The 13,889-nt window shown below is 66.9% G+C and carries 12 protein-coding genes and 1 riboswitch; of the genes, 10 read left to right on the top strand and 2 right to left on the bottom strand.

Features of this window, described 5'->3' with window-relative positions; genetic code table 11:
- Positions 1-4: 4 nt before the first annotated feature.
- Positions 5-111: riboswitch (TPP riboswitch) on the bottom strand.
- 69 nt (positions 112-180) lie between these two features.
- The 7 genes from aroC to glmM all read left to right on the top strand — a co-directional run bounded on the left by aroC (position 181) and on the right by glmM (position 9,184).
- Entirely contained in the window at positions 181-1,281 is a 1,101-nt protein-coding gene (aroC, locus tag B9Y97_RS04010) for a chorismate synthase (protein ID WP_085525541.1), read from the top strand.
- 84 nt (positions 1,282-1,365) lie between these two features.
- Positions 1,366-2,304 (top strand): AEC family transporter, encoded by a 939-nt coding sequence (locus tag B9Y97_RS04005; RefSeq protein WP_085525540.1) that lies wholly within the window; start codon positions 1,366-1,368, stop codon positions 2,302-2,304.
- Positions 2,305-2,424: 120 nt separating this feature from the next.
- Positions 2,425-5,010 carry a putative PEP-binding protein gene (locus tag B9Y97_RS04000; RefSeq protein WP_085525539.1) on the top strand — a complete coding sequence of 862 codons (2,586 nt, stop codon included), beginning with the start codon at positions 2,425-2,427 and terminating at the stop codon, positions 5,008-5,010.
- A gap of 168 nt (positions 5,011-5,178) precedes the next feature.
- On the top strand, positions 5,179-5,799 hold the full coding sequence (locus tag B9Y97_RS03995) for a cell wall hydrolase (RefSeq protein ID WP_085525538.1): 621 nt from the start codon (positions 5,179-5,181) through the stop codon (positions 5,797-5,799).
- A gap of 100 nt (positions 5,800-5,899) precedes the next feature.
- Positions 5,900-6,820, top strand: a complete 921-nt coding sequence (locus tag B9Y97_RS03990; protein WP_085525537.1) for a dihydroneopterin aldolase — start codon at positions 5,900-5,902, stop codon at positions 6,818-6,820.
- The gene (folP, locus tag B9Y97_RS03985) at positions 6,817-7,833 is read left to right on the top strand and encodes a dihydropteroate synthase (protein ID WP_085525536.1); all 1,017 of its coding nucleotides are present in this window, start codon (positions 6,817-6,819) and stop codon (positions 7,831-7,833) included. Before B9Y97_RS03990 ends, folP begins: the two co-directional genes overlap by 4 nt.
- Positions 7,834-7,837: 4 nt before the next feature.
- Positions 7,838-9,184, top strand: a complete 1,347-nt coding sequence (gene glmM, locus B9Y97_RS03980) for a phosphoglucosamine mutase (protein WP_085525535.1) — start codon at positions 7,838-7,840, stop codon at positions 9,182-9,184.
- Here glmM and B9Y97_RS03975 read toward each other — a convergent pair.
- Together B9Y97_RS03975 and ilvC are read right to left on the bottom strand one after the other, a co-directional pair.
- Positions 9,181-10,095: a DMT family transporter gene (locus B9Y97_RS03975; protein WP_085525534.1), complete on the bottom strand. Its 915-nt coding sequence runs from the start codon at positions 10,093-10,095 to the stop codon at positions 9,181-9,183. The two genes, glmM and B9Y97_RS03975, sit on opposite strands and share 4 nt — an antisense overlap.
- An 87-nt stretch (positions 10,096-10,182) precedes the next feature.
- The gene (gene ilvC, locus B9Y97_RS03970; RefSeq protein WP_254900963.1) at positions 10,183-11,226 is read right to left on the bottom strand and encodes a ketol-acid reductoisomerase; all 1,044 of its coding nucleotides are present in this window, start codon (positions 11,224-11,226) and stop codon (positions 10,183-10,185) included.
- A 110-nt stretch (positions 11,227-11,336) separates the two neighbouring features.
- Between ilvC and B9Y97_RS03965 the strand changes: the two genes are divergently transcribed.
- The 3 genes from B9Y97_RS03965 to B9Y97_RS03955 all read left to right on the top strand — a co-directional run bounded on the left by B9Y97_RS03965 (position 11,337) and on the right by B9Y97_RS03955 (position 13,803).
- Entirely contained in the window at positions 11,337-11,795 is a 459-nt protein-coding gene (locus B9Y97_RS03965) for an Lrp/AsnC family transcriptional regulator (RefSeq protein ID WP_085525532.1), read from the top strand.
- On the top strand, positions 11,792-12,259 hold the full coding sequence (locus tag B9Y97_RS03960) for an Lrp/AsnC family transcriptional regulator (protein ID WP_085525531.1): 468 nt from the start codon (positions 11,792-11,794) through the stop codon (positions 12,257-12,259). Before B9Y97_RS03965 ends, B9Y97_RS03960 begins: the two co-directional genes overlap by 4 nt.
- 194 nt (positions 12,260-12,453) lie before the next feature.
- The gene (locus B9Y97_RS03955) at positions 12,454-13,803 is read left to right on the top strand and encodes an L-lactate MFS transporter (protein WP_085525530.1); all 1,350 of its coding nucleotides are present in this window, start codon (positions 12,454-12,456) and stop codon (positions 13,801-13,803) included.
- Positions 13,804-13,889 lie beyond the last annotated feature (86 nt).

Below are 13,889 nucleotides of genomic sequence, written 5' to 3'. Positions count from 1 at the left end.
CCGGTAGGATGATCCTGACCTTCCCTCCGCCGGTCCTAACCGGTTCAGGTTCAACGGGTTCACTTGCGCATCTCAGCCGCGAGAAAACTCGCGGCACCCCGAGGTGGTACCAAACCTATGCCTCAACGCTTGCCCCTGCAAGGCCAAACCCCTACACGGTTTTGCGAAGGGAGCCCGGCCATGATGAACAGCTTCGGACATGTCTTCCGTGTGACCACATGGGGCGAAAGCCACGGACCCGCGCTCGGGGCCACGGTCGATGGCGTGCCGCCCGGGGTGAAGCTGGATGCTGTGATGCTCCAGCACTGGCTCGACCGACGCAAGCCCGGTCAGAACAAGTTTACCACCCAGCGGCGCGAAGCCGACGAAGTACGCATCCTGTCGGGCGTCTACGAGGGCGAAACCACCGGCACGCCTGTCCAGCTCATGATCGAGAACACCGATCAGCGCTCGAAGGATTACGGTGACATCGCCGAGAAGTTCCGCCCGGGTCATGCCGACATCACCTATTGGCTCAAGTACGGCATCCGCGATCCACGCGGCGGCGGGCGCTCCTCGGCGCGCGAAACCGCCGCGCGGGTGGCCGCGGGCGGCGTGGCGCGGGAGGTGCTGAAGGCCTTGGCACCGGAGGTCGAGATCCGGGGCTACATGACCCGTATGGGCATTCACGAGATCGACCGGGCGCGCTTTGACTGGGACGAGATCGAGCGCAACCCGTTCTGGACGCCCGACCAAAAGGCGGCGGAATCCTGGGCGGGCTACCTCGATGCGCTGCGCAAGGCCGGCAGTTCCGTCGGCGCGGTGATCGAGGTGGTGGTGCGCGGTGCGCCCGCCGGGCTCGGCGCACCGGTCTATGCCAAGCTCGATACCGACCTTGCCGCCGCGATGATGAGTATCAACGCGGTGAAGGGCGTGGAGATCGGCGAGGGGATGCAGGCCGCGATGCTGACCGGCGAGGAGAACGCCGACGAGATCGCCATGGGTCCGGATGGGCCGGTGTTCAGCTCGAACCACGCAGGCGGCATCCTTGGTGGGATCTCCACCGGGCAGGATATCGTGGTGCGTTTCGCGGTGAAGCCAACAAGCTCGATCCTCACCCCGCGCAAGACGATCACCCGCGCCGGGGAGCCCGCCGAGATCGTCACCAAGGGCCGGCATGACCCCTGCGTCGGCATCCGCGCCGTTCCCGTGGGCGAGGCTATGGCGGCCTGCGTGGTGCTCGATCACCTGCTCCTGCACCGCGCGCAGGTGGGCGAGGGGCCGCGTGGCCGGATCGGCTGATTATCCGCCGCAGAGCGTGGGCACCGGCCCGCAGGCGACGGCTGCGGGGGCCGCCGTCGCGGCGGTTTCGCAAGAAGGGTGCTGATGCTCACCGTTTTCTCGATCACCTTCCCGATCTTCGCCATGGTCGTGCTCGGTTACGGGCTGGTTTGGAAAGGCGTTTTCAAACCCGCAGACATGCGCGTTTTCGGCGCTTACGTGATGAACATCGCGTTGCCTGCGCTGATCTTCTCCGCGGTGGCTTCGCGGCCCGCGCGCGAGGTGTTCAACCTCGCCTACATGAGCGTCTATCTCGCCGGGGCACTGGCGACGATGCTGGTTGCTTTCCTGTGGTTTTCCGCCAGCACCGATCCGGCCCGGCGCGGCGTGGCGGTGATGGGTGCGTCCTGCCCGAATTCCGGCTTCGTCGGCTATCCGCTCATGTTGATCCTGCTGCCCGATCAGGCCGGGTTGATCCTCGCGATGAACATGCTGGTGGAGAACGTGGTGATCGTGCCGCTGGCGCTGGTGATCCTCGAACTGGGCAAACCGGCGGGGCAGGGCCATCCCATGGTCAAGGTCTGGCGTGTGCTCACAGGCGTGATCCGCCGCCCGATGGTGATCGGGATGCTGCTTGGCCTTGCAGTATCGCTCACGGGCATCAGTTTGCCCGGCCCGGTCGATCGCCTCGTCGGCCTGCTCGCCGCCTCCGCCGCGGCGCTTGCGCTCATTGTCATCGGCGGGTCGCTCGCAGGGATCGAGATACGCGGCAACCGCGCGCTCGCCGGGCAGATCATGGCCGGAAAGCTGCTGGTCCAGCCCGCCTTCACCTTCCTCGCCGTGCTCGCGCTCGGCGCGCTCGGCGTCGGCCTCACCGGCGATCTGCGCCTTGCGGTGATCGTCTCGGCGGCGGTGCCGATGTTCACGATCTACGCGGTCTTTGCGCAGGAAGTCGGCCACGAGGGCCTTGCTTCCATCGCCCAGCTTGGCGCGACCATGGCGGCCTTCGTGACGCTCAACATCCTGCTCGCGGTCCTCGGCTGACCGCGCCACCCCCAGGTCCGCCCCGGGGTAATTTTGTCGCAGGCCGTCGCATCCTTGCCGGGATTGGTGGCTTGTCAGACCGGCGTTGAACGCTATCTTCGGCTCAAAGGAGTTGCTGCGGTGCAGAAAGACAAAGGTCCATCGGGGTCCACCGGGTTCGACGAGATCACCCCAACGGCGGCGATCAGTGCCGAGCGGCATGGCGGGCGGGCAAAATGCCTGCAGCGGTTGATTCGGCTCGACATGCCGGTGCCGCGCACGCTGGCGCTCGATTTCGACGCGGTGCACGCGCTTTCAACCGGCGAGATGCCCGATCTCGACGCCATGCTGGCGCGGCTCGGACCGGATCCTCTGGTCTCCGTGCGCCCGTCGTCGCAGGTGCCCGACTGGGGCGGGCCCGGCGCTATTCTCAACATCGGCATGAACGATGCGCTGCACGCCCGGCTGGCCGAGAGCCACGGCGAGGCGGCGGCCAATGCGCTCTATCTGCGCTTCATCCAGTCCTTCGCCGTGCACGTCGCCCGGCTGGATGCCGACGAGTTCGAAACCGTCGCCACCCCCACGGCGCAGGCGCTGGCGCGCGCGCTCGCGGCCTACGAGGCCGAAACCGATGAGCGGTTTCCGCAAGACCCGAAGCGCCAGCTTGGCGAGGTTCTGCGCTCGATGGCGCGGGCATGGGAGGGCACCACCGCCCGGCTTCTGCGCGAAGCCAAGGGCGCGCCGGCGGACGCCGGCCTCGGGCTCGTTGTCCAGAAGATGGCGCTCGGCGTCGGCAACGGGGTGTCGGGATCGGGCGTGATCCAGTTCGTCAACGGCACCACCGGCCAGCGCGAAATACGCGGCCGCTACATGTGCCAGGCGCAGGGGCGCGACGCGCTCAACGCCAAGGAGGGCGGCGGCGCGATCCTCTATCTCGCCGCCGATCCGCGCGGCGGCTCGATCGAGGAAGTTCTGCCCGAGGTCTGGGCCGATCTCCTGCGCTACGGCGATCTCGCCCGCACCCGGCTGCGCGAGGAAATGCAGATCGAGTTCACCGTCGAGAACGAGCGGCTGTTCATCCTCGACGCCGTGCGCGTGGCGCGCAATCCGCGCGCCAACCTGAGGATCGCGGTGGCGCTGGCGAAGGACGGGATCATCTCCGAGGATGAGGCGGTGCTGCGCGTGCCGCCGCGTTCCTTGCCGGAACTCCTGCACAGCCAGGTCGATCCGGAAGGCGCGCGCGACGTGATCTTGCGGGGCATTCCCGCCTCGCCGGGGGGCGCGACGGGGCGGGTGGTGTTTTCCTCCCGCGCGGCGCAGGCGATGGCGGCGCAGGACGAGGACACGATCCTTGTGCGCCGCGAAACGACGCCGGAAGACATCCGGGGGATGCATGCCGCGCGCGCCGTGCTCACCGAGCGCGGCGGGGTGACGAGCCACGCCGCGGTGATCGCGCGCGGCCTCGGACTGCCCTGCGTCGTCGGGGCCTCCGACATCACGCTCGATCTCAAGGCGGGCACCTTGACGCTGCCCGACGGCCGGGTGCTGCGCGAGGGCGACGTGATCACCATCGACGGAACCCGCGGCCATGCCCTCGCCGGCGCCGCGCCGATGCTGGCCCCCGCGCTGGGCGAAAACTTCGCCACCCTGCTGGCCTGGGCTGATGCGGCGCGCGACATCGGTGTGCGCGCCAATGCCGATACGCCGGAAGACGCCCGCAAGGCACATATGTTCCAGGCCGAGGGGATCGGTCTTGCCCGCACCGAGCACATGTTTTTCGCCGAGGACCGGCTGCTCGCCATGCGCGAGATGATCTTTGCCGACGACGCCGAGGATCGCCGTTCGATCCTCGACCGAATCCTGCCGATGCAGCGCGCCGACTTCATCGAGTTGTTCTCGATCATGGCCGACATGCCGGTGACGATCAGGCTTTTCGATCTGCCGCTGCACGAATTCCTGCCGCAAGGGCGTGAAGGCTTGCGCGAGCTGGCCGAGGCGCTCGATCTGCCGGTCTCGGACGTGACCCGCCGCGCCGAGGCGCTCTCCGAGTTCAACCCGATGCTCGGGATGCGCGGCGTACGGCTCGGCCTGACGGTGCCCGAAATCTACGACATGCAGGCGCGGGCAATCTTCGAGGCCGTGGTCGAGGTCGCGCGGGAAGGGGCGGTGGTGGTGCCGGAAATCATGATCCCGCTGGTTTCGGCCCGGCGCGAAGTGGAAATCGTGAAGGCTCGGATCGACGCCGTGGCGGCGGCGGTCCGCATCGAGCGCGGAGCGGAGTTCGACTACCTTCTCGGCGTGATGGTGGAAACCCCGCGTGCCGCGCTGAGGGCGGGCGAAATCGCGCCGCATACCGCCTTTCTCAGCTTCGGCACCAATGACCTGACCCAGATGACCTATGGTCTCTCGCGTGACGATGCCGGGCGGTTCATGAGCCAGTACGTGAGCCAGGGCGTCTACGCGGAAGACCCGTTTCACGTCCTCGATGCGGAGGGCGTCGGCGAGCTTCTGACCATCGGTGCCGAGCGTGGGCGCGCGGGCAACCCGGCGATCACGCTCTCGATCTGCGGTGAGCACGGCGGCAACCCCGAGTCGATCGCCTTCTGCCGCGCGGCGGGGTTTGATTACGTCTCCTGCTCGCCGTTCCGGGTGCCGGTGGCGCGGCTCGCTGCGGCGCATCTCAGCATCGCCGAACGCGGCGCAGTGCGCCCGCCGCGGATGTATTGAGGCCCCGGGCGATAGCGGTAACAGGCCACTAGATCTTGCAGGGTGCCACTACATGTAGTGTGGGCATGCTATTTCAGCGCGATAAGTTGCTGAAATTATGGACTAATTTCCAGCCGTGCGGTAGAAACTTGCCCAAGGGAAACGCTCCGGACCGACTGGGGGGGAAAGATGAGACGGATCGTTCTGGGCGCGTTTGCTGCGCTGGGTATTTTCACGTCATCAGCGCTTGCGGAGGGTCGCGGAGCGCCCGAGGCTCTGGTTGCGCAGCTTCTCGACAGCGAACGCGTGGCGCGCGCCGGGGTCGGGGCAACCCGGATCGCCCGGCTCGCATCGGTCAATCCCACGTCGAAGGCGGCAGCCCTGCAATCGGAGACCTGGATCTCCGGCCAGCCGGTGGCCAATGGCGGCGATCAATGGCGCTGCCTTGCCGAGGCGCTCTATTTCGAGGCCCGGGGGGAAAATGCGAAGGGGCTCTTTGCGGTGGCGGAGGTGATCCTGAACCGGGTCGATTCCGCCCAATATCCCGACAGCGTCTGCGGCGTGATCCAACAGGGCACCGGCAAGCGCTATGCCTGCCAGTTCACCTATACCTGTGACGGTCGGCCCGAACATGTCTCCAACCCCGACGCCTTTGCGCGGGTGGGCAAGGTGGCCCGGGTGATGCTCGATGGCGCGCCGCGCAACCTGACCAATGGGGCGCTGTTCTACCACACCGACGCGGTTGCGCCGAGTTGGTCGCGCAAGTTTGACCGGACGGCCTCGATCGGGGTGCATCACTTCTACCGCTGAGCGCGCCCGGTGCGTCGGCGAAGGTCAGCCGCGTGTCGCGGCCGGGCTGGAAAGATCTGCTGACTTGCCCCATGGTGCCGCCCGGAAGGAGACCGCCACCATGACATCCGATACCCGCCTCGCCTTCGAGCCGCCGCTGGCCCGGGCCGAGGCCACCGGCCAGCCAAGCCGCCCGCATGACCGCATTTCGCTGCGCGATCACGTTGTCGAGGCCGATATCGGCGCCTTCCAGCTTGAGCGTGGCAAGCGTCAGCGCCTCAATTTCAGCGTCGTGGTCGAGGTGGCGCCGCCAAAGGCACCGCTCGACGACGATGTCGACAGGATCCTGTCCTACGACACGATCACCGAGGCGATAGGCCATGAACTGGCCGCGGAGCGGCTCAACCTGCTCGAAACACTGGCCGAAAAGATCGCCGACCGGATCCTCCATGCGCCGCAAGCGATGCGGGTTTTCGTGCGGATCGAGAAGCTCGACCGGGGGCCCGGCGCGCTGGGGGTCGAAATCGTGCGCGCACGCGGCCAGACCCCGCCCACCGCACCGGATGACGACGAGGTGCCGCATCCGGTTGTGGTGCACCTTGCCAACGCGGCGATTGCCGATGAAAGCCTGCCCGCCCTGCTCGACGCGCTTGCCGCCGATCCGCGCCCGGCGATCCTGTGTGTCGGCCCGAGCGATCTGCCCGCGCCGCAAACCGGCCACGCGATGACCCAGCGCCGGATCGACCTGCTCGCGATCGAGCAGAATGCCTGGGTGCTCGCCGCGCGCGATGATCGCTGCGTCGTCGTCGCCACCCGCACCGAATTGGATTGGGCGATGAAACATGGCCAGATCAGTGTCTGGGCGCCGTCGAAGATCGTGCTCGATGCGGTTGACGGCCCTTCCGCCAGCCCCCGCGATGCGGCCGCGCTCAGCGCCTGGTTCGCGGGGCTGATGCACGCCACCGAGCTGGTTTGCTTCGGCGTCGAGGCCCCCGAGTCCGCCGTGCCGGTGCGCAGTCTTGACCGCGGAGAAAAACCATGACGTCCCGTTACCGCCCGATCCCCCGCCTCGGCCCGCGCTCCGGCGGTCATGGCGGCAGTCTGCCGCTCGCGGGCAGCCGCAGCGCCTGGTTCAACGCCGTGGAACGGCGCGCCGAGGACGGCAGCCTCAAGACGATCTCGCCCGGCGGGCTGAACGCCGAAAGCCGTGCCCGGCTCAGCGCCGAGCGCCCCGCGATCTGTGGCCTCAGCCTCGACCGGCCGCGGGTGATGGGCGTGCTCAACGTCACCCCCGACAGCTTCTCCGATGGCGGCGATCACGCCGAGATCAGCACCGCCGTGGCCCGCGCGATCCGCATGGCCGAAGAGGCCGACATCATCGATATCGGCGGCGAGAGCACCCGGCCGGGCGCGGCCGACGTGAGCACAACGCAGGAGATCGCCCGCATCGTGCCGGTGATCACCGGGATTCGCGAGGCGGGGGTGACCACCCCGATCTCGATTGACACCCGCAAGGCCGCTGTCGCCGATGCCGCGCTCGATGCGGGTGCCGACATGGTCAACGACGTGGCCGCCTTCGGCTACGATCCCGAACTGGCTGCACTCTGCGCCGAACGCGGCGTGCCGGTCTGCCTGATGCACGCCAAGGGCACGCCGGCCGACATGCAGAAGGCCCCGGCCTATGACGACGTGCTGGCCGAGGTGCTCGACTTCCTCGAAGAGCGGATCGACTACGCGGTAGGGCAGGGCATCGCGCGCGAGAACATCGTCACCGACCCGGGGATCGGCTTTGGCAAGACCACCACCCACAACATGACCCTCTTGCGCAACCTCGCCGCGTTCCACGATCTTGGCCTGCCGGTTCTGCTCGGGGTCTCGCGCAAGCGGTTCATCGGCGAGATCGGTGGCGCGAAGGAGGCGAAAGACCGCATGGCGGGGTCGCTGGCCGTTGCGCTACACGGGGCTGCGGAAGGGGTGCACATCCTGCGTGTGCATGATACATACGAGACAACACAGGCGCTGCGGCTCTTCGCGGCGATCAACGAGGCAGAGTGACGCGATGAGCCGGAAATTCTTTGGCACCGATGGTGTGCGGGGCCTTGCCAACAGCCACCCGATGACGGCGGAAACCGCGCTGCGCCTTGGCGCGGCGGCGGGCCGTTTCTTCCGCCGCAACGGTGACAACAAGCACCGCGTGGTGATCGGCAAGGACACCCGGCTTTCAGGCTACATGCTGGAAAGTGCGCTCACCGCGGGGCTGACCTCGACAGGCATGAACGTTCTGCTGCTCGGCCCGGTGCCGACGCCCGCCGTGGGCCACCTTACCCATTCGATGCGCGCCGATCTCGGGATCATGATCTCGGCCTCGCACAACCCCTACCACGACAACGGCATCAAGCTGTTCGGCCCCGACGGGTTCAAGCTCTCCGACGAGGACGAACTGGCGATCGAGGCGATCCTCGAAGGCGAGATCGAACCTTCGAAACCGGAGAATATCGGCCGCGCCAAGCGGATCGACGAGGGCCGCCAGCGCTACGTCGAGTTCATCAAGACGACGTTCCCGTCCGGGCACCGGCTCGACGGGCTCAAGGTGGTGATCGACTGCGCCAACGGCGCTGCCTACCGCGCCGCGCCGGAGGCCTTGTGGGAGCTTGGGGCCGAGGTGGTGCCGATCGGGGTTTCGCCCAACGGGCGCAACATCAACGACGGTGTCGGCTCGACGGCGACGGCGCTCGCGCAGGAGACGGTGCTGCAATCGGGAGCGGATCTCGGGATCTGCCTCGATGGCGATGCCGACCGCGTGATGCTGATCGACGAAAACGGGCGGGTGGCCGATGGCGATCAGCTCATGGGGCTCTTTGCCCGGACCTGGGCCGACGAGGGGCGGCTCAGGCACGGCACGCTCGTCGCCACGGTGATGTCGAACCTCGGGCTGGAGCGCTACCTTGAAGACGGCGGGCTCAAGCTTCTGCGCACCGGGGTGGGCGATCGCTACGTTGTCGAGGCGATGCGGGCCGGCGGCTACAACCTCGGCGGCGAGCAATCGGGCCACATCGTGATGACCGATTTCGCCACCACCGGCGACGGATTGCTTGCCGCGCTGCACTTCCTTGCCGAGATGGTGTCTACCGGAAAGCGTGCGTCGGAGTTGACGCAGGTGTTCGAGACCGTGCCGCAGATGTTGAAAAACGTGCGCTATGTGAACGGCAACCGGCCACTGGAGAGCAGCGAGGTTCGAAAAGTGATCGAGTCCAGCGAGATTGCCCTGCAAGGCAAGGGTCGGCTCCTGATCCGGGCCAGCGGCACCGAGCCGCTGATCCGGGTGATGGCGGAATGCGAGGACGAGGTTCTGATGGAAGACGTCGTCGAACGCATCGTGGCCGAGGTTGCCCGGGTAGCCGGCTAGCGCCGCACCAGCCGACGCAGCGCGGCCCATTGGCTCAGCGCCATACCTGCAAGAACGAGCATGAGCGCGACAAGGAAGGTGGGCGGCACCGCCTCGCCGAGAAATACCGCCCCGAGCGCGACCGAAACCACCGGCACGATGTAGTTCACAAGGCTCATGAAGGTGGAGCCCGCGCTGCGGATGATCGCCACCCGCAGGAGCGTGGCCGCGGCCGTGGGCAACAGCCCGAGCACCGCGAGTGCCGTCAGCGTGGCCGGATCGGGCAGGGGCGGCGGCCCTTCCACCACGAAGGCGGTGGGGACCACGAGGGCGGTGCCGAACAGCAGTTGCACGGCGGCCAGTCCGATCGGGTCTACCGGCGGCAGGCGCTGCATCTGCACCGCGCTCACCGCGTAGCAGGCCGCGGCGGCGAGGCAGGCCAGCCGCCCGGCGACCTCGCCTTCAAGACCGGTCGAGACGAAGGCACCCGGCCCGATCAGCGCCACAACCCCGCCGAAGCCGATCGCGAAACCTGCAAGCTTGCGCAGGGTCATCCGCTCGCCGGGCACCAGCAGGTGCGCCAGCGGCAGGATCATGATCGCTACGGTGGCCATCGAGATCCCGGCAAAGCCGGAGGTTACCGTCTGCTGCCCCCACGACAGCAGCATGAACGGCACCGCGGTGGAGAACACGCCGATGAAACCGAGCCAGGCCCAGTCGGCTAAGCTGGGGCTTGCATGGAACAGCCGCGACCCCCGGACCAGCCAGATCGCCGCGAGCAGCACGGCGGCAAAGCCGATCCGCGCAGCGGCCAGCCAGAACGGCGTGATCCCCCTCAGCGCGATTTCGATCACCAGGAAGGTGGCGCCCCAGACAAGGCCAAGGACAATCAGCATGGCCCAGCTTCGGGGCGTGATCTCGAGTGTGGTCATGCCGATCCTGTGCCACTTAAATATCTGATCTGCAATGAAAAAGGGCCCCCATCCGGGAGCCCTTTCCTGCCGCGGGACGTGCCGGGCTCAGTTCTTTTCCTTGTCGACCATCTTGCCGGCCGAGATCCAGGGCATCATCGCGCGCAGCTTCTCGCCGGTCGCTTCGATCTGGTGCTCGTCGTTGATCCGACGGGTGGCCTTGAAGTAGGGCTGGCCGACGGCGTTTTCCTGCATGAAATCGCGCACGAATTTGCCGGTCTGGATGTCGGTCAGGATCTCCTTCATCGCTTTCTTGGTCTGCTCCTTGGGCAGGATGCGCGGCCCCGAGACATACTCGCCATACTCCGCGGTGTTGGAGATCGAGTAGTTCATGTTGGCGATGCCGCCTTCGTAGATCAGGTCGACGATCAGCTTGACCTCGTGCAGGGTCTCGAAATAGGCCATCTCGGGGGCGTAGCCGCCTTCCACGAGGGTCTCGAACCCGGCGCGGATCAGCTCGACGAGGCCGCCGCACAGCACGGCCTGCTCGCCGAACAGGTCGGTCTCGCATTCCTCGCGGAAGTTGGTTTCGATGATCCCCGAGCGCCCGCCGCCGATGGCCGAGCAATAGGACAGGCCGATGTCGAGCGCCTTGCCGGAGGCGTCGTTGTGCACCGCGACGAGGCAGGGCACGCCGCCGCCCTTGACGTATTCGCCGCGCACGGTGTGGCCGGGGCCCTTCGGCGCCATCATGATCACGTCAACGCCGGGCTTGGGCTCGATCAGGCCGAAATGCACGTTGAGGCCGTGGGCGAAGGCAATCGCGGCGCCTTCCTTCAGGTTGTCGTGGACGTATTTCTTGTAGGTCTCGGCCTGAAGTTCGTCGGGCATGGTGAACATGATCAGGTCGCACCAGGCGGCGGCCTCGGCGATGCCCATCACCTTGAGGCCTTCGGCTTCGGCCTTCTTCGCCGACGCCGACCCTTCGCGCAGGGCGACCACAACGTTCTTCGCGCCCGAATCGCGCAGGTTCAGCGCGTGCGCGTGGCCCTGGCTGCCGTAGCCGAGAATGGCCACCTTCTTGTCCTTGATGAGGTTGATATCGCAGTCACGATCATAATAGACGCGCATGGTGTGGCTCCCTTGGTGGATGTTTCGCCGGGCATCCTAGCGATTGGTGCGGAATACGGTTTGCAAAATGGCGTACTTTCCGTGATTTTCGGTGTAATCAATTCGCACCTGAGCCGTAGTACGAGAAAATCATGCAGATCGACGATACAGACCGCCGCCTCCTGCGCCGCCTGCAGGCCAATCCCGGGCTGAGCACCGGCGAGTTGGCCGAACTGGCGGGCGTCACCCCCGCGACCTGTTCGCGCCGGATCGAAAAGCTCACCCGGGCGGGCGTGATCCGCGGCCAACATGCGGTGATCGACTGGGGCAGTCTCGGCTACGAGGTAGAAGTGTCGCTTCGTTTCACGCTCGACAAGACCAACCCGCGCGCCTTCGACGAGTTTCTCGCCGCTGCCCGCGCGGTGCCGGAGGTGACGGAAATCCAGACCTTCCTCGGCCGCGTCGATGTGCGTCTGCACGTGATCGCCCGCGACATGGGCCATTACCAGCAGATCTACCGCGAAAAGATCCTCACCCTGCCGCATATCGCCGATATCGAGGCATTGATGCAGGTGGCGGTGATCGCCGAGGGCGAGGCGTTGCCACTATGATCCGGCTTGACGAGATCGACCGCGCGATCCTGCGCGCGCTGGCCGAGGACGCCACGCTGTCGGCCGGTGCCCTCGGGCGGCGCTTTGGCCTGAGTCAACCGGCGGCCTGGCGCCGGGTCAGGCGTTTGCACGACGAGGGCGCTATCCGGCGACGCCGCCTCGACCTCGACCGCGAGGCGCTGGGCTTTGGGGTGACGGTGTTTCTCGGCGTCAAGCTGGCCGCGAAGGGACGTGTTTCGCTTGAGGATTTCGAGCGCGCGGTGCGGGCGATCCCCGAAGTGCAACTCGTCCATCACGTGCTCGGTCACTATGATTACCGTCTGCGCGTGGTGGCGCGCGACCTCGCCGATTTCGAACGCATCCTGCGCCGCCGGATCATGACGCTGCCGGGGGCGGGCGAGGTGGAGGCCAACGTGCTTCTGAGCGAAGAGCGCCGCCCGGGGCCAATCCAGGACGTGCCGTGACGACCGTGCCGGGCAACTGCCGCGAGCAGGCGGCTTGCAGCGCGGGTTCTGGTGCCGGTCACGGTCGCAACGGTTGCGCGCTTCCGTCTGCGACTTGGGAGCGCATGGGGCTAAGGTGCTTGCCCTGCTATAATAGTGAGTGCGCGAATACCCGGCCCGGGCGGTAGTTTGCGGGGCCATCTAGGGAGGTGCAAATGACATCCCAGACACGTGGCCCCAACCGATGGTTCGTCGTGCTCGGCGCGGTGTTGATGCAGCTCAGCCTTGGCGCGATCTATGCCTGGTCGGTGTTCACGCCCTCGCTGATCGCGGCGGGCTGGAGCCGGATGGAAACCCAGATCGTTTTTGCCGTCGGCCTCGCCACCTTCGCGCTGGTGATGGTTTTCGCCGGGCGGTTGCTCACCCGCTACGGCCCAAGGCGGCTCGCCGTCGCGGGCGGGTTGGTGCTTGGTGCGGGCTACCTTTTCACGGGCCTCGCGGGGGCGACGAGCTTTGCCGTCGTGGTGCTCGGGATCGGCGTGATCGGCGGCGCAGGCATCGGGCTTGGCTACGTGGTGCCGATCGCCGTGGGGATGCGCTGGTTTCCCGACCGCAAGGGCATGATCACCGGGCTGGCCGTGGCCGGTTTCGGCTTCGGTGCGATGGGTTGGGTCAAGCTCGCCGGGGCATGGGGTCAATTGATCGAAACGCTGGGGCTCGGGCCGACCTTCATGATCTACGGCGTCGCCTTCGCCGTGCTCATTCTCATCGGCGCGATCTGGATGCGGATGCCGCCGAAGGGCTGGGTGCCCGCAGGCTTCTCGCCGGATGCCGCCGCCAAGGGGGGCGAGGATTACAGCCTTGCCGAGATGCTGCGCACGCCGCAGTTCTACCTGATATTCCTGATCTTCGCGGTGTCCGCCGGGGCCGGTCTGATGAGTGCGGGGCTGATGAAACTCTACCCGATCGAGGCGTTGATGGCCTCGGGCTATTCCGCCGTCGAGGCCAGCGCGATCGCGGGGACCGCGATGGCGGTGTTCTTCTCGCTGGCCAACGGCATCGGGCGTATTCTCTGGGGGATGATCTCCGACCGGATCGGGCGGCGGCGCTCGATCCTGATCATGACCGGGCTTCAGGCCGCCACGCTCTTTGCCTTCACCGCGATGGCGGGCACACCCTGGCTGCTCTACCTCGGCGCTGCGCTGATCGGCTTCAATTTCGGCGGCAACTTCGCGCTGTTCCCGGCGCTGACGGCCGATCTCTTCGGCAACGCCCGGGTCGGCCAGAACTATCCTTACGTGTTTCTCAGCTACGGCGCGGGCGGGATCGTCTTCCCGATCCTTGGCGGCCTGCTGGGCGACATGGGCAATTTCCCGCTCGCCTTTTCGATCACCGCCGTGGCCTGCCTCTTCGGCATGCTGGCCACGGCCCTGATCCGCAAGCCCGATCACGAAGAAGCCACGCATCACTTCTCGACGCATGGATTCATGCACCAGATGCACTGGGACCAGCTCGAAGAAGCGATCGACCACGCGCTGCACCCCGGCTATCGCGGCGGCAAGTGACCGGCGGGCACGCGGGCGGTCTTGGAAAACGCGCGCCGATCGGCTAGACCGGGACATACTCCTTAAACGACGAACGGGTGATGCGG

The sequence above is a fragment of the Maritimibacter sp. HL-12 genome, assembly GCF_900177545.1.
GTDB lineage: Bacteria > Pseudomonadota > Alphaproteobacteria > Rhodobacterales > Rhodobacteraceae > Sinisalibacter.
Note: the sequence above shows the minus strand (reverse complement) of the source record. Positions and strands in the feature narration are given on the sequence as shown.

What these genes read in the sequence shown, in the direction of transcription:
- B9Y97_RS03975 (WP_085525534.1), bottom strand. Translation starts at nt 10,095, where the DNA reads ATGACCACACTCGAGATCACGCCCCGAAGCTGGGCCATGCTGATTGTC.
- B9Y97_RS03955 (WP_085525530.1), top strand. Translation starts at nt 12,454, where the DNA reads ATGACATCCCAGACACGTGGCCCCAACCGATGGTTCGTCGTGCTCGGC.
- B9Y97_RS04005 (WP_085525540.1), top strand. Translation starts at nt 1,366, where the DNA reads ATGCTCACCGTTTTCTCGATCACCTTCCCGATCTTCGCCATGGTCGTG.
- B9Y97_RS03960 (WP_085525531.1), top strand. Translation starts at nt 11,792, where the DNA reads ATGATCCGGCTTGACGAGATCGACCGCGCGATCCTGCGCGCGCTGGCC.
- folP (WP_085525536.1), top strand. Translation starts at nt 6,817, where the DNA reads ATGACGTCCCGTTACCGCCCGATCCCCCGCCTCGGCCCGCGCTCCGGC.
- B9Y97_RS03995 (WP_085525538.1), top strand. Translation starts at nt 5,179, where the DNA reads ATGAGACGGATCGTTCTGGGCGCGTTTGCTGCGCTGGGTATTTTCACG.
- B9Y97_RS03965 (WP_085525532.1), top strand. Translation starts at nt 11,337, where the DNA reads ATGCAGATCGACGATACAGACCGCCGCCTCCTGCGCCGCCTGCAGGCC.
- B9Y97_RS03990 (WP_085525537.1), top strand. Translation starts at nt 5,900, where the DNA reads ATGACATCCGATACCCGCCTCGCCTTCGAGCCGCCGCTGGCCCGGGCC.
- aroC (WP_085525541.1), top strand. Translation starts at nt 181, where the DNA reads ATGATGAACAGCTTCGGACATGTCTTCCGTGTGACCACATGGGGCGAA.
- glmM (WP_085525535.1), top strand. Translation starts at nt 7,838, where the DNA reads ATGAGCCGGAAATTCTTTGGCACCGATGGTGTGCGGGGCCTTGCCAAC.